This window comes from Myxococcus sp. RHSTA-1-4, assembly GCF_020037125.1.
Lineage (GTDB): Bacteria > Myxococcota > Myxococcia > Myxococcales > Myxococcaceae > Myxococcus.
On the sequence record NZ_JAIQDG010000020.1, the window covers coordinates 15,582 to 36,366 of the forward strand.

Below are 20,785 nucleotides of genomic sequence, written 5' to 3' on the forward strand. Positions count from 1 at the left end.
ATGGCCGTGGTGCCATACCCCAGGGGGACCGAATGAAGGTGGTCAACAAGCTGCTGGCGAAGCTTCCGGACGAGGTGGCCCGGCAGGTTCCCGACGTGAAGCTGATGGACCAGGACATCAAGGTGCCCCTGGCCCAGGGGACCTTCACGCAGGAGAACATCCTGCCGCCCAAGCTGAACCTGACGGACTTCACCCTCTCCTTCGAGGCCGGCGGCGAGGCCTCCATCCGCAACTTCAACTCGCCCGGCGACGTGGACGAGAACCACGTGGTGGGCGAGGCCGCGGCGGAGGCGACACCCGACGCGCCCCGGCCCCAGCTGCTGCTGGGCGGGGACCAGGGGTGGATGCGCTACCAGGTCACCGCGCGCGTGAAGGCCGCGGCGGGGGCCAGCCTGTCCTTCCTCGCGGGGGACGTTCAGGGCGAGCTGTCCGTCACCCTCAGCGACTATCGCGCCCACCCGCTGGCCATGAACATGCGAGAGGCCGCGCGCACGGACCTGGCCGACCCGCGGCTGATGCAGGCCACCGACCTGGCGAAGCTGGCCACGGGCGACGCGATGTCGTGGCAGGCGCGAGGCCACCTCCAGACGCGCCTGGAGCTGAACTGGGCGGACCTCTTCACCGCCAACCTGGGCCGCCTGGCCTTCGTCCGCGGCAGTGAGCTGCTGGCGCTGAAGACGGACATCAAGGCCGGCGTGTCCGCGAAGGTGGGGCTCACGGATGACTACCAGCTCACCTTCTCGCGGCCTCGGCCCGGACGCATCCAGGTGTCGGTGCGCAAGGCGAAGTCCCGCGAGGGGACGCTCGGCGCGGGCCTCGGTGTCACCGTGGAGTTCGCGGACGTGAAGGCGGTGAAGGACCAGCTCGCCCGGGTGCTGGACGCCCTGCTCGGCCCGGCCCTGCGCGAGCTGGCCGGCAAGCTGGGGACTCCGACGGACGCCACGGCCTTGCAGGTCATGGACGCGCTGGTGGACAAGGCCAGCAAGCTGAAGCTGGACGACCTGTCGAAGAAGGTGCTGCGCGCCGCGCTGGAGCGAATCGGCCTGGACCCGAAGCTCGCGGAGCTGACCAACATCAAGGTCGTCTGGGACGACTTCAAGAAGAAGGTGGAGGGCAAGCTGGACGAGGTGGCGAAGACGCAGATCGCCACCGGCTTCCAGTACGAGTACCTGCGCCTGTCCGAGTCCTCCACGCTGCTGGAGGTGGTGGTGGATGACGCCACGGCGATGCGCTTCCACGGCTCGCTGCTGCGGGGCAACCTGGTGGACCTGCTGAAGTGGATGCGGGAGCTGCCGGAGAACCAGAAGTCCTTCGAGCTGAAGAACTATCTCCACTCCACCACGCTGACGCGGCAGCAGGCGTATGGCTTCTCGCTGGGGCTGGGCTCGTTCGAGGTGCTCAAGGTACAGGGCACGAAGAAGCAGAGCTGGGTGACGCAGGAGAACGCGCAGGGCGCCCGGCGCATGGCGTTCCTCGGCCGGCGCGGCTACGAGGACAAGCTGCTGGGCAACCGCGGGCAGTGGGTGGTGGACCTGAAGGCGGACATGGAGCGGTTCTCCCCCGCCCCGGTGGCCTCGGACTTCCGCTACGGCCTGCACCTGATGCTGTGGGGCCGGCAGAAGAAGATGAGCCGCAAGGAGCTGCAGGCCGCGGTGGATGACGCCGTCGTGTGGGGCGTGCTGGACGCCGCCGACGCGGCGGCCGTCATGGGGACGATGCAGGCGGACCTCAACAAGGAGCCCATCGAGACGCGGCTCGAGCTGAAGATGGCGGACGACACCTTCCGGGCGCTGGTGCCGCGGCTCCAGGACTTCGACCTGGCGCTCTTCTCGCGGGCGCTGGCGCGGGCCATGCCGTGGAGCGAGCAGACGGCACGCTCCTCCGCCGAGTTCCGGCGCGTGGTGTACGGCCCCATCTGGCAGGCGTACCTGCGCGAGGTGCAGGAGAAGGGCAGCCTGATGACCGGCGACCTGCCTCCGACGCGCGCGGCGCAGATCGCCGAGCACTTCCTCAAGCACGACCCGTCCGTGAAGGAGCTGGGCAAGGACCTGCTGCTCATCGAGAGCGAGTGGCGGCCTCCGGGCGGCAACTTCACCTTCGCCGAGGTGATTGAGAAGAACCGCGGCACGCTGGCCAAGTGCCAGGCCTTCGTCAGTGGCATGGTGCGCCTGCGCCGGGCGATTGACGAGCGCAAGGCCCCGGACGAGCTGCGCACCGTGTTCAACGAGATGGAGGGCATGTGGAACACGGGCTTCCACCTGCGCGCCGCGGGCTCACTGCTGGCGGAGCTGGCGAAGTCCACCCCGCTGGGGCTGGCCGGCGTGGAGCGGACCTTCTCCGTGACGATGGCGGACCGCGGCGAGCAGCTCGTGTTCTCCACCTCGCGGGGGACGGGAAGCGGCGCGTGAGTCACCGCTCCTGAGTCACCGGAGCCCGGGAGACGTGTCCCGGGCCCCGGCTCATCCAACCCGGTACAGGACCAACGCGGCGGCCATGGAGAGCGCTCCGGCCGCCGCGAAGTGCTTCCAGGCCTTGCGCGCCAACGTGCCACCCGTCGCCGGGGTCTCGGGGCCAGGCACGACCAGCGCCGGCCGACCGTCACGCCCGCACAGCACGTAGGAACCTTCGTCGGGGCCGCGCCGCAGCTCACCGACCACGAGGCACGGCCCTCCCACCGTCCCCACCCGCTCCCAGGAGAGCACCTCCGGCTCCGTGGCCTCCACCTGGGCCTGGATGCCAGCTCCAAGGGCGGGCACCTCCTCGTACCAGGACGCGGGCCCCGTCCCGGGCAATGCACGGCACCGGCGGACCTCCACCGGAGCCACCAGCGACGATGGAGCGAAGCGCACCGACGCCCTCACGCGCTCGCCGCGAAGCACCAGCACCGGCGCATAGGCGCGCTCGCGCGACAGCAGCGGTCCCTTGCGCCCGTCCTCCGCGACCTCGCGCACCTCGGCCTCGTAGAAGGCGCAGGGCACACCGCCCGGAGACGTCAGCACTTCGGCGGCATCCAGCGTCCCCTGGTACACGCCCCAGCCCGGCGTCCCGCCCATGCGCAGCGACGCCACGGCTTCGTCCAATGACATGGGCGCCGACACCCGCAACGGGTCCGACAGGGAACGCGCCCGCGCGCCGCGCACCGCCACCCCCGCGGCCACGATCAACAACGCAGCGCCTCCGGCCCGGGCCACCGCCTCCGCGGACAGCACCGGGGTGGCCCCATCGGGGAACTGAAGCGCGACGCAGCACGAGCCCACCGCCAGAAGCCCGAACCACCCCAGGGGCAGGCGCCACGGGCGCGCGGCCGGTTCCCTCCGTCCGAAGGTGAAAGCCGCCACCACCAGCGCCGAAAGGCACATCGCGTACAGCGGTGCCAGCAGGATGCGCCAGACGTCCATCCCGTTCCCCACCAGGCTCGGCGCGGCCTCCCCATGGCAGGCCACGACCGGAGCAGGGTGGAGACGATTCCCCACCCGTGCAAGGCCGCTCCCGGGGCGCCACTCTGTTCGTCAATTGACGGCACAGGGGTGAGGAATGTGAACCGGCGCCTGTCCCCACCCGCCCCGACGTCCGGCCGCTGGCCAACGGACAGGTGCGAGCAGTACATGCCCGCCGGGTCACCGAATGCAGCCCGCGCGAGCCGCGCTTCTTCCTCGACACGGGGGTGTTGCTCCGGCGCGTTGCTGTTCACGAAGGGGAACGCACATGGCTGGAAGGCGCTGCCGCACATGGCTGATGGCTGTCACGCTGGGCCTCGCGGGAAATGCGATGGCCTGGGGGCCGGACTCGTCGGAGGAGTGCCTCGCCGGGCCGCAGGTCGCCCTGAGCTCCGGCATCGGCGCGGGGCTGGGCTACATCTACACGGACGGCGTGTCGCTGGTGACCGGGGAGCCGGAGGACCTGAAGATCACCGACGCTTCCAGCGTGTCGCTCCCGGTCCTCCTCGAGCTGGGCTACCGCGTGAGCCCCAGGCTCTATCTCGGCGTATGGGGCTCCTACGAGAAGGTGTTCCTGAAGACGAGCGACAAGTCCTGCCCGGAGGGCTTCGATTGCTCGTCCTGGCAGTGGCGCTTCGGACCGGAGGTCCAGTACCACTTCTCACCCGGCGCGGGCTTCGACCCCTGGGTGGGGCTCGGCGTGGGCCTGGAGATTGCCCGGACCGACCTGGACGGCGAGCTGGAAGTCCCCGTGCCCGGCGTGGGCACGGTGCCGGCCGGCGCCGAGGTGAGCCTCACCGACCGGGGCCCGACCTACGCCCGGCTGACCGTCGGAGGCGACGCGAGGCTCACCCGGGGCGTGTTCCTGGGCCCCATCCTCACCGTCTCCATCGGCAGCTACACGGTGCACACGGGTGAGCAGACGGTGACGCTGCCCGGCCTCCCCGCCCAGACGGGCCCCGTGCCTCCGGCGGACGACGGCTTCCACGCGCTGTTCACGCTGGGCGTCCGCGTCGCCTGGCTCCCGCTCTGAGCGCGCCCTACTCCGCGCCCCCGGCCACCTTGCGCTGGGGACGGGACTCCAGCACGCCGCGCACCTTGAGGTCGTCGAACGTGCACTCCAGGTTCCGGCACCCCAGCGCCACCTTGCCCACGCGGTCTTCCAGGCCGGGCAGCAGCTTGCGCGCGAAGCGCTGGTTGTTGAGGAACGCCTCCACCAGCACGCCATTCTTCGCGCGCTGCATCCGCAGGCCCACCAGATAGGGGCCGTGCTTGGGCAGCGGCATCTCGTCCTCGACGAGGTTGTCCGTGTCCAGCGCGCTGTTGCCCACCACCTCCTGGCCGTCCTCCGTGAAGTAGCGCCAGGCCAGCCGCATCCCCGCCTCGGGGATGGCGAAGGCGGACACCTGCAGGTCCTTGATGCGCAGGGCCAGCTCGCCGTAGTGCTGCGCGTCGGGCTCCTCGGGGTACTGCTTCCCTAGCGGCTTCACGTCCATCACCACGTCCGCCCGGAAGTCATTCGTGGAGAAGTAGCGGTGCGCCACGTAGGCGCGCGGCACCAGCCGCTTCCCGTTCGTCTCCTTGCCGCCCTGCACCGCGCGGAGCTGCCCGTCCACCAGCGTCCACTGGCCGCTGTGGACGTTGAGCTCCTCCTCGCCCTTGTCGAAGCCCACCTCGAAGCGCGACGCGCCTCCCGGCTTCGCCGGCTCCACCAGGTTCACCGAGGTGAACACCTCGCCGTAGGTATTCGGCGGCCACTGCTTCTCACCGGCCCGCACCGTCACGCCCTGGGTACCGATGACGACCTTGTCGCCCTTGCCCACGTGCACGCTCACCGGCCCCACGAGCCACTGCACCGCGATGCCCAGCAGCGCCAGCCCGCCCACCACCGACAGGCCCGCGCGAGCCCGCCGCCAGCCCGCCTTCACCCGGCGAGACAGGTTGCTGGCCGGACGCGCGGCCGCGGGCACCACCCGCCCCTCCACGTCGCCCTGCGACAGCCCCGGTGCGGACGTGGCCGAAACCATCGCCTCCAGCTCCGCGGCCAGCTCGCCCGCGCGCGCGTAGCGTGCCTCCGGCTCCGTCTCCAGCAGCCGCTCCACCACCGCGTCCACGCGCGGGTCCAGCCCCGGCACCTTCGCGGACGGCAGCTTGAAGCGCCCCAGCGGCAGCTCGCCGGTGAGCACCTCGTACAGCATGACGCCGAGGGAGAAGAGGTCCGCGCGCCCGTCCACGTTCTTCGCGTCGCGCCGCTGCTCCGGGGCCATGTAGTTCAGCGTGCCCATGGCCACCGCCGTCGCGGTGAGCTGCAGGCGCGAGTCCTGCGCGCGGATGCCCGCCAGCCCGAAGTCCGCCACCTTCACGTGGCCGCGCCCGTCCAGCAGGATGTTCTCCGGCTTCAGGTCGCGGTGGATGATGCCCTTGTCGTGCGCGCATTCGATGGCGCGCGCCACCGCCAGGAGGATCTTCAGCCCCCGCTCCGGCGTGAGCCCGGCCGACATCGCCTCGCGCAGCGAGCGGCCCTCCACGTACTCCATGACGAAGAAGTAGTGCTCGCCCGCGACGCCCCGGTCGATGATCTGGATGATGTGCGGGTGGTTGAGGGCGGCCAGCGCGGTGGCCTCCTTCTCGAACCGGGTGACGAACTCCGGGTCCTTCGCCAGCCGCGGCGGCAGGAGCTTCACCGCCACCGTGCGCCCCAGGGACTGCTGCCGCGCGAGCCACACCTCGCCCATGCCGCCCCGGCCCAGCATCTCCATCAACTCGAAGCCCGGCAGGTCCACCTTCCCGCCCGTGACGAAGGTGCTCAGGTCGTGGTCGCCCAGGTCCGAGTTCGCGCTCCCCTTCCCCGTCTTCGCGGAGGAGCGCACCACCGTGGGCTCCACCGGCGCTTCACGCCCCACCACGTCGGAGGGCAGCGCCACCCCGCTCGTCGCGTCGGAGGGGGCCGCCACGCCCGGAAGCGGCACGGCGCTCGGCGGGAAGGACTCGTCATCGGCCCGCGAATCGGCCTCCTCCGGCCCCGCCACGCCGGAGCCCTGGGCCGGCGTGGGGCGGACCGCGGACACCCCGATGCCCTGCACGGACACGCCGGAGCCGGCGGGCGCGGGCCGGGAGGCGGCTCCCTGGCCCTGCGCGGACACGAAGGTGCCCTCCGGGGCCCCGCCCGGTACCACCGTCACGTTGTTCCCCAGCCCACGGGAGGCCTCGTGCGAGGACATGCTGGAAGTACCAACACCGGAGCCCGCCGGAGGTGACACCCCCACGCGCGAATTCCTGTCGAAAACGCCGCTGGCGCCCGGCACCACCGTGTTCCGCGAGCCCACGGCCGACGGCGTGTCACCACGGCGCACCTCGAACCGGATGCCGCAACGGCAGGTCGCCTTCTGCCCGGTGACGTACACCCGGATGTCGTGCTGCGTCCCACAGTTGGGACAGGCCTGCGTCGTCATCATGCGCGGCGCGGGGAGGCGGCGGTGGAGTACTCCAGCCCATGGATGCGGTACGTCGGAACGGCCTTCTCCTTCCCCTTCACCTGCATGGCCGGCAGCTCCTCCACGTCGAAGCCGTGCCCCGCCTTGCGCACCGTCGTCTCCGAGGCCAGCACCTCGCCGCTCTTCGCCAGCCCGCACAGCCGCGACGCCGTGTTCACCGTGTCGCCGATGGCCGTGAACTCGTGCCGCTCGGCGCTGCCCATGTACCCGACGACGGCCTGGCCCGTGTTGACGCCGATGCCCACTTCAATCGGCATCTTGCCCGCGTCCACGCGCGCCCGGTTCATGGCCACCACCGCGTCCTGCATCTCCAGCGCCGCGCGCAGGGCCCGCGCCGCGTCGTCCGGGTGGGACAGCGGCGGGCCCCACACGGCCATGACACAGTCGCCGATGAACTTGTCCAGGTTCCCCTCGTAGCGGAACACCACGTCCGCCATCGCGGAGAAGAAGGTGTTGAGCATGGACACCACTTCCTGCGGCGGATCGCTCTCCGAGAGGGTGGTGAAGCCGCGGATGTCCGCGAAGAGGCAGCTCACCTCCGCCAGCCGGCTCTGCGCCAGGTCCTCCGTCTCGCCGGCAATCACCGCGTCCGCCACCGCCTTGGACAGGAAGCGGCTCAGCTCGGCGCGCGTCACCGCCTCGGCGCGGATCTGCTCGGCCAGGGACGCGTTCTCCAGGGCGATGCCCGCCTGCGCGGCGATGCCGGAGAGGATGGTCAGGTCCTTCTCCGAGAAGGCGTTGATCTGCTGCCGGCTGTCCAGGAACAGCACCGCCTGGATCTTCTCCTTCACCATCAGCGGCACCGCCATGGCGGAGCGGATGCCCTGCGCCACGATGCTCTCCGCCGCGGAGAAGCGCTCGTCGATGATGGCGTCCGCCGTCAGCACCGCCTTGCGCGTCTCCACCACGCGCTTGAGCACGGTGTCGGACAGCATGACGTTGACGGCCTTGCCCGAGCGGTGGTGCACCGCCGCGGGGATGAACTGGCCGTCGTCCGCCACCTTCAGGATGACGCCATGGTCCGCCGCCAGGAGCTGGAAGGCCACCTTGAGAATCTGCTCGAACAGCCCCGTCTGGTTGCCCTGGAGGCTCACCTGCCGGTGGAACTCGTGGGCGATGCGCAGCTTCTCGTAGTCGCGGCGCAGCGCGTCCACGTCCGTCACCATGTCCGCGGGGCGGAAGTTCTGCGGCACCTGGTCCATCTGCGCCAGGAAGGCGGGCATGGACACCGACTGCGCCACCACCGTCACACCGGGCGCGGTGGGCGCGCTGTGGTTCACCGCCGGCTCGCCGCTGTGGAAGATGAGCCGCGAGGAGCCCAGGGCAATCTCGTCCCCGTCCCGCAGCTTCAGCTCCTTCACCCGCCGGCCGTTGACGAACGTGCCGTTGGAGGAGCCCAGGTCCTTGAGGACGAAGTCCTTGCCCACGCGCTCGATGAGTGCGTGCTCCTTGGAGACCTCCCGGTCCACCAGCCGGAGCGTATTGGACGGATGCCGGCCCAGGGACGTCGTCGGTCCCAGGGGGAATTCTCCCAGGCTGCCGTCCGCGAAGCGCCCGGTCAGGCGGGGGCCGCGGATCTGCCCGGGTTTCGGAGCGAATGGGGCGGGGGCCTGAGTCACGCGCGAGTCCTCACCGGCCCGGACAGTATCAGAGCCGCTCGAAACCGGGGAACGCTCGACGCCCTCCCCCCCTCCCAGCCAACATCCGGAGGCCTGCACGGCCGGTCAGCGTCCCGCCGCCCGGACCCTCAGTGCTCCCGCAGGCTCCCCCGGCCCCCCTTCGGGCCCCCCGTCCGGATCGCCAGCCCGAAGGAGGGAAAGAGGGTGACGCCTCCCAGCTCCCGCTCGGCACCGAACAGGTTGGGCTTGCAGATGACGTACCCCCCTGTCAGCTCCGCGAAGACGTGGACGTACCGGTAGCCCAGGGCCACCCCCAGGGTACTGCCCACGAAGTGGCTGTTGACGGTGGCCGGAAGCGAGGCGTCGAAGCCCGTCACGGGCTTGCCCTCCTGGGAGTAGTCGACCAGCCGCTCGTCCAGCCGGGTGCGGCTGAAGACGTACTTGGGCGCCCCGTACAGCTTGAAGATGTCCCCGAAGTCCGCGCTGACGTACAGGGGCACCTCCACGTCGTAGCGGCTGAAGTCGCCCATCTGGACCACCTCCAGCACGTCCAGGACGGGGCTGGAGAAGAAGTGACGCGCCGCGCCCAGGCCCAGGGCCACGTCGTAGGAGCGCTGCCCGGGCTCCATCCGCCCCCCGCCGGCGTCCCCGCCATGGAGCAGCAGCACCTTGGCGTCCGCCCTCAGGGAGATGCCGCTGTAGCGAAGCCCCACGTCCACCCGGTCCACCACCCCCACCCGCACCATCAGCTCCGGGTTGACGCCCGGCGGGGCCACCATCAGCGCCACGCCCGCCGTGAGGAGCCGCTGCTGGGCCTCCTCGTCCAGTGTGTATGGCCGGTCCTCCTCGATGGCGTCCCTCGCCTCCTCGCCCTGCTCGATGCCGGTGTCCACCACCCGGACCAGGTTGCCCACGGGGAGGTAGACCCCCATCCCCCCCGTCACCTGCACCTGCCCGGGCGCCAGCGTCCGGGCCGTCTGCATGGTGGACAGCGTCGTGGCACAGCCAGGGCCCAGGACGAGGCCCAGGAAGAGCAGTGGGACGGGAAGAAGCCGCATGGCGCCGGACGTTAGTCCGTTTCTGGCGCTCGCGCTTCAATCCGCGGGCCCACGCTGCTAAGGGGGGCACGTGAGAATCAAACAGAAGCCCGAAGACTTCTCCGTCAAGGAGTCCTACCGTTTCGACGAGGTCGCGAGCGGACGCCACCGCGTCTACCTCATGGACAAGCAGAAGCTGTCCACGTTCGACGCGGTGACCCGGCTGAGGGACGCCTTCGGGCTCAAGCCCGGCTCCATCAGCTACTGCGGCCTCAAGGACAAGCAGGGCCGCACCGAGCAGATCATCGCCGTGGACGGCGCGGACGTGGACATGCAGGAGCCCGACCTGCGCCTGAAGTACCTGGGCCGCACGGACAAGCCCCTGTCCGCCGCCAACATCACCTCCAACCGCTTCTCCGTCACCGTGCGCGCAATGAGCCCGGCGTCGCTGGGGCCCCTCAACGTCGCCACCGCCGAGGTCAACCGCCTGGGCGTGGTGAACTACTTCGACAGCCAGCGCTTCGGCTCGCTGAAGCACGGCCAGGGCTTCATCGCCAAGGACCTCATCCGCGGTGACTTCGAGGCCGCGCTGCACAACTACATGGCCGCGCCCTCGGAGCTGGACCGCACCGAGGACGCCAAGGTGAAGGCCTTCTGGCGCGACAACTGGGGCCGATGGAACTCGCGCGTCCCCTTCGAGGGCACGCGCAAGTACCACCGCATCCTCAAGTCCCTGCGCGAGGAGCCGAAGGACTTCGTCCGTGCCTTCATGCAGATCGACTCGGATTACCGGGCGATGCTGCTCTTCACCTACCAGAGCTACCTCTGGAACGAGGGCGTCCGGCGCTACCTCCAGCTCCTCCTGCCGCGCGAGCACCTCTTCCCCCTGCGCTACCAGGCCGGCACGCTGCTGTTCCACCGGGACGCCAGCCCGGAGGTGCTGCGCACCCTGCGCGACGCCACCTTCCCCCTGCTCGCCCCCGACACCACCTTCACGGACCCGAAGGTGGAGGAGGCCATGACGTGGGTGCTGGGCCGCGAGAAGCTGAAGCTGGCGGACCTGCGCATCGAGGAGGAGCCGCGCAGGCTCTTCTTCAAGCACGAGGAGCGGCCGCTGCTCGTCTTCCCGCACAAGCTCGTCATCGGCCGCACCCAGCAGGACGAGCTCAACCGCGGCTCCGTGAAGGTCAACGTCGCCTTCACCCTGCCGCCGGGCGCCTACGCCACCCTCGTCATCAAGCGCCTCTTCCACTTCGAGTACGCCGAGGACACCGCGGAGACCATCCGCGCCTCTCAGCGCCCGCGCTTCGTGGCTGCCGAGCAGGCCGGCCGCGAGGACCACGAGGAGCGGGGCACCAGTGGAGCCCGCCGCCGGGCGCCCGTGGGTCGTGAGGAGCGCGGAGGCCGTGAGGAGCGCGGAGGCCGTGAGGAGCGCGGACGCCGTGAGGAGCGCGGAGGCCGTGAGGAGCGCGGACGCCGTGAGGAGCGCGCCCCCGAGGCGCCCGCCCGCCACCGCTCGCTGGCCCGGCAGGCCGCCCCGGCCGCCCAGCGCCCGGAGGCCCCTCCGGAGCCCGTGGGCTTCCGCGAGCGGCAGCGCCAGCGCAAGGCGGCGAAGGAAGTCGCCCGAGCGGAGTCAGCCGCCAAGCGGGCGGCCAAGGCCTCGAAATCACGGAAGAAATAGAGATGTCACGGCCGGACGCAATGGGCGGACGGGCACGCCGTAGGGCAAGGCGTGAACGCTCTTGCCCTCGACGACGCTCCCGGGTCGCTCGCCCTCGCCATCGGGATGCTGATGGCTGAAGAGGCCCCCCCGCTCCCCTGGAAGGCGGACGTGCAGGCCGCTCGCCGCGGCGATCCGTCCGCCTTCGAGTCCCTCGTGCGCAGCGTGCAGCGCCCGGTGTACGGCCTGGCCCTGCGGCTGCTCCAGCGCGAGGCGGAGGCCGCGGAGGTGGCGCAGGAGGCCCTGCTGCGCGCCTACCAGAACCTCCACCGCTATGACGACTCGCGCCCGTTCGACCTCTGGGTGCTGGCGATCACACGCAACCTCTGCCTGGACCTGCTCCGCCGCCGCACCAAGGTGAAGACGGAGGAGCTGGAGCCCATGAAGGAGGTCCTCCCCAGCGGCGACGCGTCGCAGGAGGATTGCGCCATCGCCACGCAGGAGCGGCAGTCGCTCGAGGAGGCGATGGCCACCCTGTCCGCCGAGGACCGGGAGGTTCTCGCGCTCTACTACGTCCAGAAGCGCACGACGAAGGAGATTGCCCAGGTCATGGGCTGCGCTCCCGGCACCATCATGGCCCGGCTGTTCCGCGCGCGGGAGAAGCTGCGCAAGAAGATGACCCCCACCGAGGAGGCTCCCCGATGACGTCGCAACCGTGCCCGGACCTGGAGCTTCTCTTCACGGAGCTGGAGGCCGGCGAGGGCCCCGCCCTGGACCACGCCGCCGAGTGCGAGGCGTGCAGCGCCGTCCTGGAAGAGCACCGGCTGATGGAGCAGGACCTGTACCGGCTGGCGGATCCGCTCCCGCCCCCCACCCTGGTGGCGAGCGTCATGGCGCGCGTGGCCGCCGAGCCCGTACCGCAGCGGCGCGAGGTCTGGTCCGGCGTGGCCATCCTGCTCACCTCGCTCGTGGGAGGCCTGGGCTACCTGCTGATGAACGACCAGGCGCTCGGCCACCTGGGCACCAGCATCGCCTCCGTCATGGTGGAGGGACCGCAGTTCGTCGATGGCGTCCTCAGCGGCGCCCACGCGCTGTGGGCCACCGCGGGACTGGCGGTGGCCTGCTTCCTCACGTTCCTCCTCCTGACCTCGCTGTACGGCCTGAAGCGGCTGGCTGGCGGCATCCCCACTCCTTCCGAAGCCTGAGCGCCCCATGAAGATCTCCTCTCGAAGCCTCGTTCCCGCTCTGCTCCTCGGCGCGCCCCTGGCGCTCGCGCCCCTGGCGCTCGGCGCGGAGACCCCCAACGCCCCGAAGGCCGAGGCCGCCGCGCCCGCCACGCGCACCGTGGACATCAGCTTCCGCGGCAGCCTGCGCGACGCGCTGAAGACCATCGCCGACAAGGGGGGCCTCAACCTCGTCGTCACCGGCGACCTGGACACGCCCGCCGAGGTGCACCTGCGCGGCGTCACCGCCCACCAGGCCCTGAGCACCGTGGCGCGTGCCTACTCGCTGCGGATGGAGCAGGACGGCACCATCTACACGCTGCGCCCCATGACGGCGAAGGAGAAGGACGCGGCTGCCTCGGGTGAGACGGCCCCTACACCTCCGGCGCCGGCCGAGGCCCCCGCGGCCCCGGAAGCCGTCGCCGCGCCGGAGGCTCCAGCGACGCCGGACATGCCGTCGATGCCGGCCATGCCTCCGATGCCGCCCATGCCGCCGCTCCCGTCCAGCTTGAGCGAGGAGGCGATGCGCGAGGCGCGCGAGGAGACCCGGCAGGAGATGGACCGGGCGCGCGAGGAGATGCGCAAGACGCGTGAGGAGCTGCGGCGCAAGCACCGCTCCGGCGGCCGCAACGTGGTGGCGCGCGGACAGAACCTGGAGGTGAAGGAAGGGCAGAACGTCGAGAGCGCCGTGGTGTACGGCGGCAACCTCTTGGTGAACGGCCACGTGGAGGAGGACGCGGTCGCCTTCGGCGGCAACCTGGAGGTCAACGGCCACGTGGAGGGAGACGCGCACTCCTTCGGCGGCAACGTCATCCTCGGGCCCGATGCGCACGTGGAGGGAGATGTGTCCTCCTTCGGCGGCGTGGTGGAGCGGGCGGACGGCGCGGAGGTGGAGGGCAGCATCGACACCTTCGGCGGCGCCGGCATCGGCCGCATGGTGGCGGGTGAAATCAAGAAGGGCGTGAAGGAGAGCCGGAACGCCGGCGCGGAGGTCCGCGACGACGATGACGGCGGGGGACTGGCGGCGTTCATCCTCACCTTCGCGGTGATGTTCGGCCTGGGCTTCCTGGGGCAGATGTTCTTCCCGGCGCGGATGAAGCAGCTCGGGGACGAGATCCGCCGCAAGCCGCTGCAGTCGGGACTCACCGGGTTCCTCGGCCTGCTGGCGATGATTCCCCTCACGGTGGTGCTGTGCATCACCATCATCGGCATCCCCGCGGCGATGGTGCTGTGGATGGCGGCGCCCCTGGCGGCGGCGCTGGGCTACGCGGCGGTGGCGAGCGAGGTCGGCACGCGGCTGCCGGTGCTGCGCGGGCGCAAGACGCAGGCGGTGGTGCTGGCCCTGGGGCTGCTGGTGCTGATGGTGATTGGAGCCATCCCCGTGCTGGGCGCCATCGTCTCCACCTTCATCTGCCTGATGGCGCTGGGGGCGGTCATCCGCACCCGGTTCGGCAACATCCGGCCGAGCGGCATGCCCGAGCCCATCATGCCCACCGCCGACCACCCGGTGTAGGTTGAAGTAAAGCTCCATCCTCTCCGGGGATCGTCACGAGGCCGACACGGCCCGGGGCGGTCCCCGGTGTGTTTTTCGGGTCTGCCGCCGGGGCTCTCCGGGTGCGCCTTAGAGAAGGTCTCACGGCCCATCACCGCCACTGTCGCCTGTCCGGAATCGCCGTGGCGCGTCATGACCCGACAGGCTTTGACCGTCCGGTCCGGGTGCGCCATTTTGCGCCCACCCATGCGACGCCTCCCAGACGCTTCCCCGCGCGGCAGGGCCATCACCGTGGACCTCGAGGGCGAGAGCATCCCCGCCATCGAAGGCGAGCCGGTGGCGTGCTCCCTGATCGCGGCCGACGAGCAAGTGCTCGCCCGTTCCGTGAAGTACCACCGCCCCCGGAGCCCGTACTGCTTCGCGGCGGCCTGCTCCCACTGCCTGATGCGGGTGGACGGCCAACCCAACGTCTACACGTGCCGCACGCCCGCGCGAGACGGCATGCGGCTGGAGCGGCAGAACGCGTACCCCTCCGCGAAGGTGGACGTCTTCGAGACCATCGACTGGTTCTTCCCCCGCGGGCTGGACCACCACGAGATGTTCGCCGGCGTGCCGGTGGCCGAGCAGGTGATGGCCAAGGTGGCGCGGCAGCTCGCGGGCCTCGGCCTGCTGCCGAAGGAGCCGGCCCCCACCCCGCCTCCGGCGCGCACGCTGCGCACCCGCGTGGCGGTGGTGGGCGGCGGCGCGGCGGGGCTCGCGGCGGCGCGCGTGCTGGCGGACCGCGGCGTGCCCTTCCTCCTCTTCGAGCGCGACGGCCACCTGGGCGGGCGGCTCGCGCACGGCGCCCCGGAGGCGGACGCACCCGCGGTGCCGGAGGACAGCACGTTCCCCAAGGGCAGCATCCTCACCCGCGCCCCCGTGCTCGGCCTGTATGACGACGAGGACGGGCGCTTCCTCGCGGTGGGCGCCTGGGAGCCGGAGGGCCCGCGCCTGCTGAAGGTGTACGCGGAGCGCTTCCTGCTGGCGCCGGGCGGCCACCCGCCGATGGTGCCGTTCGAGAACAACGACCTGCCCGGCGTGTACTCGGGCCGCGCGGCCAGCCTGCTGCTGCGCCGCTACGACGTGGCGCCGGAAGTCGCCGCGCTGGTGGGCTGGGGCCCGGAGCTGCATGCGCTCGCGAACCTGATGCAGGAGCGCGGCGTGAAGGTGGTGGCGGTGGTGGACCTGAAGGCCGCGCCTCCCTCCGGCGCGCACCCCACCGCGGTGCAGGGCTCGGAGCCCAAGGCGCACGGCCTGCGGCGCGTGGGCGCCTTCAGCTACACGGCGAAGGACGGCGGGCGGAAGAAGGTGGACTGTGACGCCGTGCTGGTGTCCGTGCCCGTCAGCCCCAGCTTCGAGCTGGCGCGGCAGGGCGGCGCGAAGGTGACGTTCGACGCCGGGCGGGGCCTCTTCGTGGTGGAGGCGGACGCGGACGGACGCACGCAGGCACGGGACGTGTTCGCCGCCGGGGACCTCACCGGCGGTGGCACCGCGAAGGAAGCGGGGGCCGCCGGCCGCCGCGCGGCCGAGGCGCTGGTGGGAGGGCTGTCATGAGCAAGGCGATGATCTGCTCGTGCGAGGACGTCACCGTCGACGACGTCCGGCACGCGGTGTCCCGGGGCTTCTGCGACGTGGAGTCGGTGAAGCGCTACACCGGCTTCGGTACCGGCATCTGCCAGGGCAAGAGCTGCCTGGCCGCGGTGGCCTCGCTGCTGGAGCAGGAGAAGGCGCTCAAGCCCCCGGCGGTGGTGCCCTTCACCCCGCGCCCGCCGCTCTACCCCACCGAGCTGCGCGTGCTGGCCACCGCCCCGGTGGACGAGTCCCAGCCGCCCGTGGGCGGAGTGCCCCAGGAGGTGGACGCCTTCCCTCCCGCGCTGCGCCCGGAGGCGCCGCTGCCGGCGAAGGCGAAGGTGGTCATCATCGGCGGCGGCATCATGGGGCTGGCGCTGGCGTACAACCTGGCCCGCGAGGGCGAGACGGACGTGGTGGTGCTGGAGCGCGGCTACCTCTGCGCGGGCGCGTCCGGCCGCAACGGCGGCGGCGTGCGCATGCAGTGGGGCACCCCCGCGCTCGTGGAGCTGGCCAGGCGCTCCATCGACCTGATGAAGGGCTTCGCCCGCGAGCTGGGCATCAACGTGTGGCTGCGCCAGGGCGGCTACCTCTTCCTCGCGAAGACGAAGCCGGTGGCGCAGCGGTTGGACCGCAACGCGGCGCTGCACAACAAGTTCGGCGTGCCCACCCGCATCATCAGCCCGGACGAGGCGCGTGAAATCGTCCCCGGCCTCACCCTGAAGGACTGCCTGACGGCGTCCTTCAACCCGGAGGACGGCGTCATCTTCCCCTGGCCCTTCCTCTGGGGCTACGCGCAGGGCTGCAAGAAGAAGGGCGTCCGCGTGGAGACGTACACGGACGTCACCGGCTTCGAGACGAGCGGCGGCCAGGTGCGCAAGGTGAAGACGACGCGCGGCGACATCGCCTGCGACACCGTGGTGCTGGCCGCGGGCGCGTGGAGCCCCGAGGTGGCGAAGCTCGTGGGCGTGCCGCTCCCCAACGAGCCGCACCGGCACGAAATCCTCAGCACCGAGCCGCTCAAGCCCTTCCTGGGGCCGCTGGTGTCGGTGCTGGACACGGGCCTCTACTTCAGCCAGTCCATGCGCGGCGAAATCGTGGGCGGCATGGGTGACCCGAAGGAGCCGGCGGGCCTCAACATGGGCAGCACGCTGCGCTTCGTGTCGCGCTTCGCCCGGGCGCTGATGGAGCAGATGCCGCAGGTGGGGCACGTGAAGGTGCTGCGCCAGTGGGCCGGCTGCTACGACGTGACGCCGGACAACAACCCGATTCTTGGCCGCACGCCGGGCCTGGACAACCTCCTGCAGATGTCCGGCTTCGTGGGCCACGGCTTCATGATGGCCCCCGCCGTCGCCGAGCGGATGGCGAAGTGGATGGCCACCGGCGAGTCCGACGAGCTCTTCACCCGCTTCAACCTGCGCCGCTTCTCCGAGGGCACCCTGGAGCGCGAGGACATGATCATCGGCTGAGGCAGCCGGCCCGTCCGCTGCATCCCTTCCGGGCCGCGTCCCGGGCCTCCCCGTGGGCCCTGGACGCGGCCCTTGTCCTTTCATGGCCCCTGTCCTGGACGGAGACAGGAAGGAAGGCCGCTGCTGCCCACGGAAACAACACTCCGTGGAAACCCCGCAAGTCCTGGTTGTGACTGCACATTGGTGGCGCGGCGTGAAGGGACTTTACAAACCGCAACTCAGTTGCAGGTACATGGATGCTCCACCCGGGACACCGGGCCGTGGGGGCGCCCGAGTGAGCGCCCCTTCCGGGCCGCGCTGGCACGGAGCGTGCCTGGGCCACACGCCGCGCAATCCCGCGCGAGGAGGTGGTCCGATGTTCGCGAAGAGCGTTCGTGCGCTGTTCCTGGTGGGTGCCCTTTCGGCCTGCGGTACCGAGGCGCCGCCGGATGTCCCGGAGGTGGAGGCCAACGAGCCGCTGCAGTCCCAGGAGTCCACGGTCATCGTGGGCACGGTGAACTGGGTCAGCGCGACGACGCTGACCGGCACGCAGCGCACGCGCTCGCTCGCGGTGGGCTACCTGTCCATCCCCGCGGTGGGCTCGCGCTGCACGGCGTGGCTGGTATCTCGCGACGTCATCATCACCAACAACCACTGCATCGGCAGCAGCTCCGAGGCGACGGGCGCGCGCGTGTCCTTCAACTACGAGGACGGCGTCGCCTCCACCAGCCGCGTCTGGTACAACTGCGGCACCTTCATCAAGACGTGGTCGGGCGACGACATGACGGCGCTGCGCTGCGCCGCCACCAACGGCCAGCTCCCCGGTGACGTGTACGGCTGGCTGACGGTGTCCAGCACCAACGCCGCCACGGGCGCCAGCATCTACGTCGTCCACCAGAACTGCGACTACTACACGACGAGCGGCTGCTCGCCGACGAAGAAGTCCTCGCCGGGCGTGGTGAAGAACGCCAACTACAGCACCACGGACCTGTCCTACGACGCGGACACGCTGGGCGGCTCCTCGGGCTCTCCGGTGATTTCCTCCACCACGCACCAGGTGGTGGGCCTGCACCACATCGGCCTGGGCGGCAACTCGTCCGGCCGCGGCACCGCCAACACCGGCGTGAAGGCCACCCGCGTCAAGGCGCGCCTGGCGGAGATCGGCCTGTAGTCTCCCGGCTCACGCGGATGAGGGCTCGCCGGCCAGCAGCACCGGCTGTTCGGGCCCCACCGTGGGGGCCTGTGGCGGCAGCAGCGCTTCCCGCCGCAGGCCCCGCAGTGCCAGCCGGCCCAGGCTCCGCTTGAGGCCGCGCGGCAGCAGCGGCAGCAGCCGCATCACCCAGCGGTGGCCGAAGCCCGGGTACACCACCGGCTCGCCGCGCTCGAAGCCGGCCAGCGCCTCGCGGGCGCACCGCGCCAGGGAGATGCGGAAGAAGGGCGCCACCTCGCCGGTGACGTCCTCCGCGCCCTCGTCCCAGAGAGGCCCCGGGGCCACGCGGGTGACGGTGATGCCGCGGTCCTTCACCTCCAGCCGCAGCGCCTCCGTGAAGCCATCCAGGAAGCGCTGCGTGGCGGCGAAGGCGGCCGAGCCGGGCAGGATGAGGTGCGCCGCGCCCGAGCCGACGTTGAGCACGCCGCCCCGGCCCCGCTCCAGCATGGGGCCGAGCAGCCGGTGCGTCAGCAGCGCGGGCAGCCACACGTTGGCCCGCAGCATCTCCTCCACCCGGCCCCAGCGTTCCTCGGCGTAGAGGCTCCGGTCTCCCACGGCCGCGTTGTTCACCAGCACGTCCACCCGGACGAAGTGCGCGTCCAGGTAGGCCAGCAGCGCGTCCACCTCGCGCGGGGCGCCCACGTCGCACCGGTGGATGAGCACGCCCAGGGTGGGGTTTCGCGCGAGCAACTCCTCGCGCAGCGGCTCCAGGCGCTCGGCGTGCCGGTCCACGAGCACCAGGGTGCGCACCCGCCGGGAGAGCAACCGGGAGAGCTCCCGGCCGATCCCCCCCGTCGCGCCGATGATGAGGACGGTACCTTGGTCAATGGGAGGAGGATGCATGGGGGTGTCCTCGGCGTCGTTAAGGTGCCCATGCCGCGCATGCTCTGCGCTGCACGCTCCCTGCCCCGCAACGATTGCACGCTGGCGGAGCAAACCGGCATGCTGGCGCCGGCACGCTTCTTCCAATGAGAAGACTTCGACCCCATGCCTGCAAGCGGAATGACCCCGCAAGGAGAAGACCCGATGGCTGCTCCCTCTCGCATCCTCGTACCCGTGGACCTGTCGGAAGGCTCGCGGGCCGTCATCGACTACGCCATCCAGCTCGCCCGCCCCTTCGGGGCCGCCGTGCACGTCATCCACGTCTGGGAGCCGCCGCAGTACGTGGCGCCTGACCTGCTGGTGGCCGCGCCCGGGTGGAACTCGCTGTCGCTGGAGCAGGTGGCCGTGGAGACGGCGACCAAGGACCTGACGGCGCTCATCCAGAAGCTGGAGAAGCCGCCGGTACCGCTGACGCACAAGGTCCTGGTGGGCGAGGCCGGCTCCACCACCCTCGATACGGCCGAGCAGGGGAAGTACGACCTCATCGTCATGGGCACGCATGGCCGGCGCGGGCTGGGCCGGCTGCTGCTGGGCAGCGTGGCGCAGAAGGTCGTCTCCCGCGCGCACTGCCCCGTGCTGACGCTGCACGTGGCGCCGGAGAAGTAGGCGCCGCGCGAGCCCGCTACCGCCCGGGGTGCACCCGGGCGTCGGCCTGTTGACGGCGTGCCTTCTCGCGCGCCGCCCGCACCGTGGGCACGGCGAGCACCGCCATGGCCGCCATGACGAGCGAGGCGCCGGCCATTTCCAGCGCCCCCACGCCCGGCAGCCCCAGCCACGCGGCCAGGCCCGCCGTCGCCACCACGCCGGCGAGCACGCTGGAGGCGCGGTTCACCGGCACCGTGAAGGCATTCTCGCGAGCGTCCAGGAGGATGAGGCCCCCGAAGATGCCCGTCCCTTGAGACAGCAGCCCCACCAGCACCTCCTCCAGGAAGTGGCCCCGAGCGAGGAAGCCGGTGAAGCCGTCGCGGAGCTGTCCGGGGATGCCGTCCCCACCGAGGAGCGCCAGCGCCGCCAGCGTGAGGACCAGCGCGGGCGTGGCCACCATCTGCTCCTCCACGAAGTAGCGGATGGACACGGCGGGGTCGCCGGACTTCGCCAGGTGGCTCATGGCGCGCAGCCGGAAGAAGTAGGCCGTGAGGTACACGCCTACGTCCAGCGCGGCCAGCAGGGTGAGCGTGGCGCTCACGTTCGTCCCCGTGGCCACGCCGAGCGCCGCCAGGCTCAGGCCCAGCGCCACCCACGAGGGCCAGCGCACCCGGCGCCCGCTCATGGCGTCCACCAGCGGCGCGAGGACGAGCACCCCACCCCGCATCAGCAGCATCATGAAGACGATGGACGCGCCCGGCAGGGTGTACGCCAGCGTGGTGGTGCCGATGATGGCCGCGGAGCACAGGCCGGACAGCAGCGTCCACCGTCCCGGGACGGGCACGCGCAGGCCCAGCACCTCGCGGTGCCCCGCGTAGGGCCACCAGCGCTTGAGGGAGAGGAAGATGAACATGCCCACCAGCGAGGCGGTGGTGCTCACCGGCAGCAGCGTGAAGCCGGAGATGCCGTGCTCCATGCCGGGCAGCGACCCGCCGGACAGCGCCTTCGTCAGGGCGCTGTAGGGGGCGTAGGCCGCGAAGTAGCCGAAGGCGTACGCCCAGATGGTCAGGTCGTGGGAATCATCGTGCGG

At 71.2% G+C, this 20,785-nt stretch carries 16 protein-coding genes; 10 read left to right on the top strand and 6 right to left on the bottom strand.

Translation table 11 applies throughout. The features are described 5' to 3' along the window. The first annotated feature begins 32 nt into the window (after positions 1-32). Complete coding sequence (locus tag K8638_RS25700) at positions 33-2,408, top strand: hypothetical protein (RefSeq protein WP_223757261.1); 2,376 nt, start codon at positions 33-35, stop codon at positions 2,406-2,408. Positions 2,409-2,459: 51 nt separating this feature from the next. On the opposite strand, the gene K8638_RS25705 is transcribed toward K8638_RS25700, so the two are convergent. Continuing rightward, entirely contained in the window at positions 2,460-3,398 is a 939-nt protein-coding gene (locus K8638_RS25705) for a hypothetical protein (RefSeq protein ID WP_223757262.1), read from the bottom strand. Positions 3,399-3,705: 307 nt separating this feature from the next. On the opposite strand from K8638_RS25705, the gene K8638_RS25710 reads away from it, so the two are divergent. Beyond that, positions 3,706-4,470: a hypothetical protein gene (locus tag K8638_RS25710; RefSeq protein WP_223757263.1), complete on the top strand. Its 765-nt coding sequence runs from the start codon at positions 3,706-3,708 to the stop codon at positions 4,468-4,470. Between the two features lie 7 nt (positions 4,471-4,477). Here K8638_RS25710 and K8638_RS25715 read toward each other — a convergent pair whose 3' ends face one another. The 3 genes from K8638_RS25715 to K8638_RS25725 all read right to left on the bottom strand — a co-directional run bounded on the left by K8638_RS25715 (position 4,478) and on the right by K8638_RS25725 (position 9,608). Continuing rightward, complete coding sequence (locus K8638_RS25715) at positions 4,478-6,892, bottom strand: serine/threonine-protein kinase (protein ID WP_223757264.1); 2,415 nt, start codon at positions 6,890-6,892, stop codon at positions 4,478-4,480. After that, positions 6,889-8,550: an adenylate/guanylate cyclase domain-containing protein gene (locus K8638_RS25720; RefSeq protein ID WP_223757265.1), complete on the bottom strand. Its 1,662-nt coding sequence runs from the start codon at positions 8,548-8,550 to the stop codon at positions 6,889-6,891. The genes K8638_RS25715 and K8638_RS25720 overlap by 4 nt, the downstream gene beginning before the upstream one ends. A gap of 128 nt (positions 8,551-8,678) precedes the next feature. After that, positions 8,679-9,608: a hypothetical protein gene (locus tag K8638_RS25725; RefSeq protein ID WP_223757266.1), complete on the bottom strand. Its 930-nt coding sequence runs from the start codon at positions 9,606-9,608 to the stop codon at positions 8,679-8,681. Positions 9,609-9,678: 70 nt separating this feature from the next. On the opposite strand from K8638_RS25725, the gene truD reads away from it, so the two are divergent. The 7 genes from truD to K8638_RS25760 all read left to right on the top strand — a co-directional run bounded on the left by truD (position 9,679) and on the right by K8638_RS25760 (position 18,189). After that, positions 9,679-11,268 (top strand): tRNA pseudouridine(13) synthase TruD, encoded by a 1,590-nt coding sequence (gene truD, locus K8638_RS25730; protein ID WP_223757267.1) that lies wholly within the window; start codon positions 9,679-9,681, stop codon positions 11,266-11,268. Between the two features lie 111 nt (positions 11,269-11,379). Next, positions 11,380-11,952 (top strand): RNA polymerase sigma factor, encoded by a 573-nt coding sequence (locus tag K8638_RS25735; protein ID WP_223757389.1) that lies wholly within the window; start codon positions 11,380-11,382, stop codon positions 11,950-11,952. Then, positions 11,949-12,452 carry a hypothetical protein gene (locus tag K8638_RS25740; protein WP_223757268.1) on the top strand — a complete coding sequence of 168 codons (504 nt, stop codon included), beginning with the start codon at positions 11,949-11,951 and terminating at the stop codon, positions 12,450-12,452. Before K8638_RS25735 ends, K8638_RS25740 begins: the two co-directional genes overlap by 4 nt. Before the next feature lie 7 nt (positions 12,453-12,459). After that, a complete protein-coding gene (locus K8638_RS25745; protein WP_223757269.1) occupies positions 12,460-13,983 on the top strand; it encodes a polymer-forming cytoskeletal protein in 1,524 nt (507 codons plus the stop codon). A gap of 225 nt (positions 13,984-14,208) precedes the next feature. Further along, positions 14,209-15,555, top strand: coding sequence for a 2Fe-2S iron-sulfur cluster-binding protein (locus tag K8638_RS25750; RefSeq protein ID WP_223757270.1), 1,347 nt, complete (start codon positions 14,209-14,211; stop codon positions 15,553-15,555). Then, complete coding sequence (locus K8638_RS25755; protein ID WP_223757271.1) at positions 15,552-17,039, top strand: FAD-dependent oxidoreductase; 1,488 nt, start codon at positions 15,552-15,554, stop codon at positions 17,037-17,039. Before K8638_RS25750 ends, K8638_RS25755 begins: the two co-directional genes overlap by 4 nt. A gap of 355 nt (positions 17,040-17,394) precedes the next feature. Further along, the gene (locus tag K8638_RS25760) at positions 17,395-18,189 is read left to right on the top strand and encodes a serine protease (RefSeq protein ID WP_223757272.1); all 795 of its coding nucleotides are present in this window, start codon (positions 17,395-17,397) and stop codon (positions 18,187-18,189) included. Positions 18,190-18,198: 9 nt separating this feature from the next. Here the strand turns inward: K8638_RS25760 and K8638_RS25765 are convergent, their stop codons facing one another. Continuing rightward, complete coding sequence (locus K8638_RS25765; RefSeq protein ID WP_223757273.1) at positions 18,199-19,071, bottom strand: SDR family oxidoreductase; 873 nt, start codon at positions 19,069-19,071, stop codon at positions 18,199-18,201. A 183-nt stretch (positions 19,072-19,254) separates the two neighbouring features. On the opposite strand from K8638_RS25765, the gene K8638_RS25770 reads away from it, so the two are divergent. After that, entirely contained in the window at positions 19,255-19,716 is a 462-nt protein-coding gene (locus K8638_RS25770; RefSeq protein ID WP_223757274.1) for a universal stress protein, read from the top strand. A gap of 16 nt (positions 19,717-19,732) precedes the next feature. Here the strand turns inward: K8638_RS25770 and K8638_RS25775 are convergent, their stop codons facing one another. Continuing rightward, complete coding sequence (locus tag K8638_RS25775) at positions 19,733-20,608, bottom strand: hypothetical protein (protein WP_223757275.1); 876 nt, start codon at positions 20,606-20,608, stop codon at positions 19,733-19,735. Between the last annotated feature and the right edge of the window lie 177 nt (positions 20,609-20,785).

Bases quoted from the DNA above. Each gene is read 5' to 3' on its own strand.
- K8638_RS25775 (WP_223757275.1), bottom strand. From the start codon at position 20,608: ATGTTCATCTTCCTCTCCCTCAAGCGCTGGTGGCCCTACGCGGGGCAC.
- K8638_RS25715 (WP_223757264.1), bottom strand. From the start codon at position 6,892: ATGATGACGACGCAGGCCTGTCCCAACTGTGGGACGCAGCACGACATC.
- K8638_RS25760 (WP_223757272.1), top strand. From the start codon at position 17,395: ATGTTCGCGAAGAGCGTTCGTGCGCTGTTCCTGGTGGGTGCCCTTTCG.
- K8638_RS25725 (WP_223757266.1), bottom strand. From the start codon at position 9,608: ATGCGGCTTCTTCCCGTCCCACTGCTCTTCCTGGGCCTCGTCCTGGGC.
- K8638_RS25765 (WP_223757273.1), bottom strand. From the start codon at position 19,071: ATGCATCCTCCTCCCATTGACCAAGGTACCGTCCTCATCATCGGCGCG.
- K8638_RS25700 (WP_223757261.1), top strand. From the start codon at position 33: ATGAAGGTGGTCAACAAGCTGCTGGCGAAGCTTCCGGACGAGGTGGCC.
- K8638_RS25710 (WP_223757263.1), top strand. From the start codon at position 3,706: ATGGCTGGAAGGCGCTGCCGCACATGGCTGATGGCTGTCACGCTGGGC.
- K8638_RS25705 (WP_223757262.1), bottom strand. From the start codon at position 3,398: ATGGACGTCTGGCGCATCCTGCTGGCACCGCTGTACGCGATGTGCCTT.
- K8638_RS25770 (WP_223757274.1), top strand. From the start codon at position 19,255: ATGGCTGCTCCCTCTCGCATCCTCGTACCCGTGGACCTGTCGGAAGGC.
- K8638_RS25755 (WP_223757271.1), top strand. From the start codon at position 15,552: ATGAGCAAGGCGATGATCTGCTCGTGCGAGGACGTCACCGTCGACGAC.
- K8638_RS25745 (WP_223757269.1), top strand. From the start codon at position 12,460: ATGAAGATCTCCTCTCGAAGCCTCGTTCCCGCTCTGCTCCTCGGCGCG.
- K8638_RS25740 (WP_223757268.1), top strand. From the start codon at position 11,949: ATGACGTCGCAACCGTGCCCGGACCTGGAGCTTCTCTTCACGGAGCTG.
- K8638_RS25735 (WP_223757389.1), top strand. From the start codon at position 11,380: ATGGCTGAAGAGGCCCCCCCGCTCCCCTGGAAGGCGGACGTGCAGGCC.
- K8638_RS25750 (WP_223757270.1), top strand. From the start codon at position 14,209: ATGCGACGCCTCCCAGACGCTTCCCCGCGCGGCAGGGCCATCACCGTG.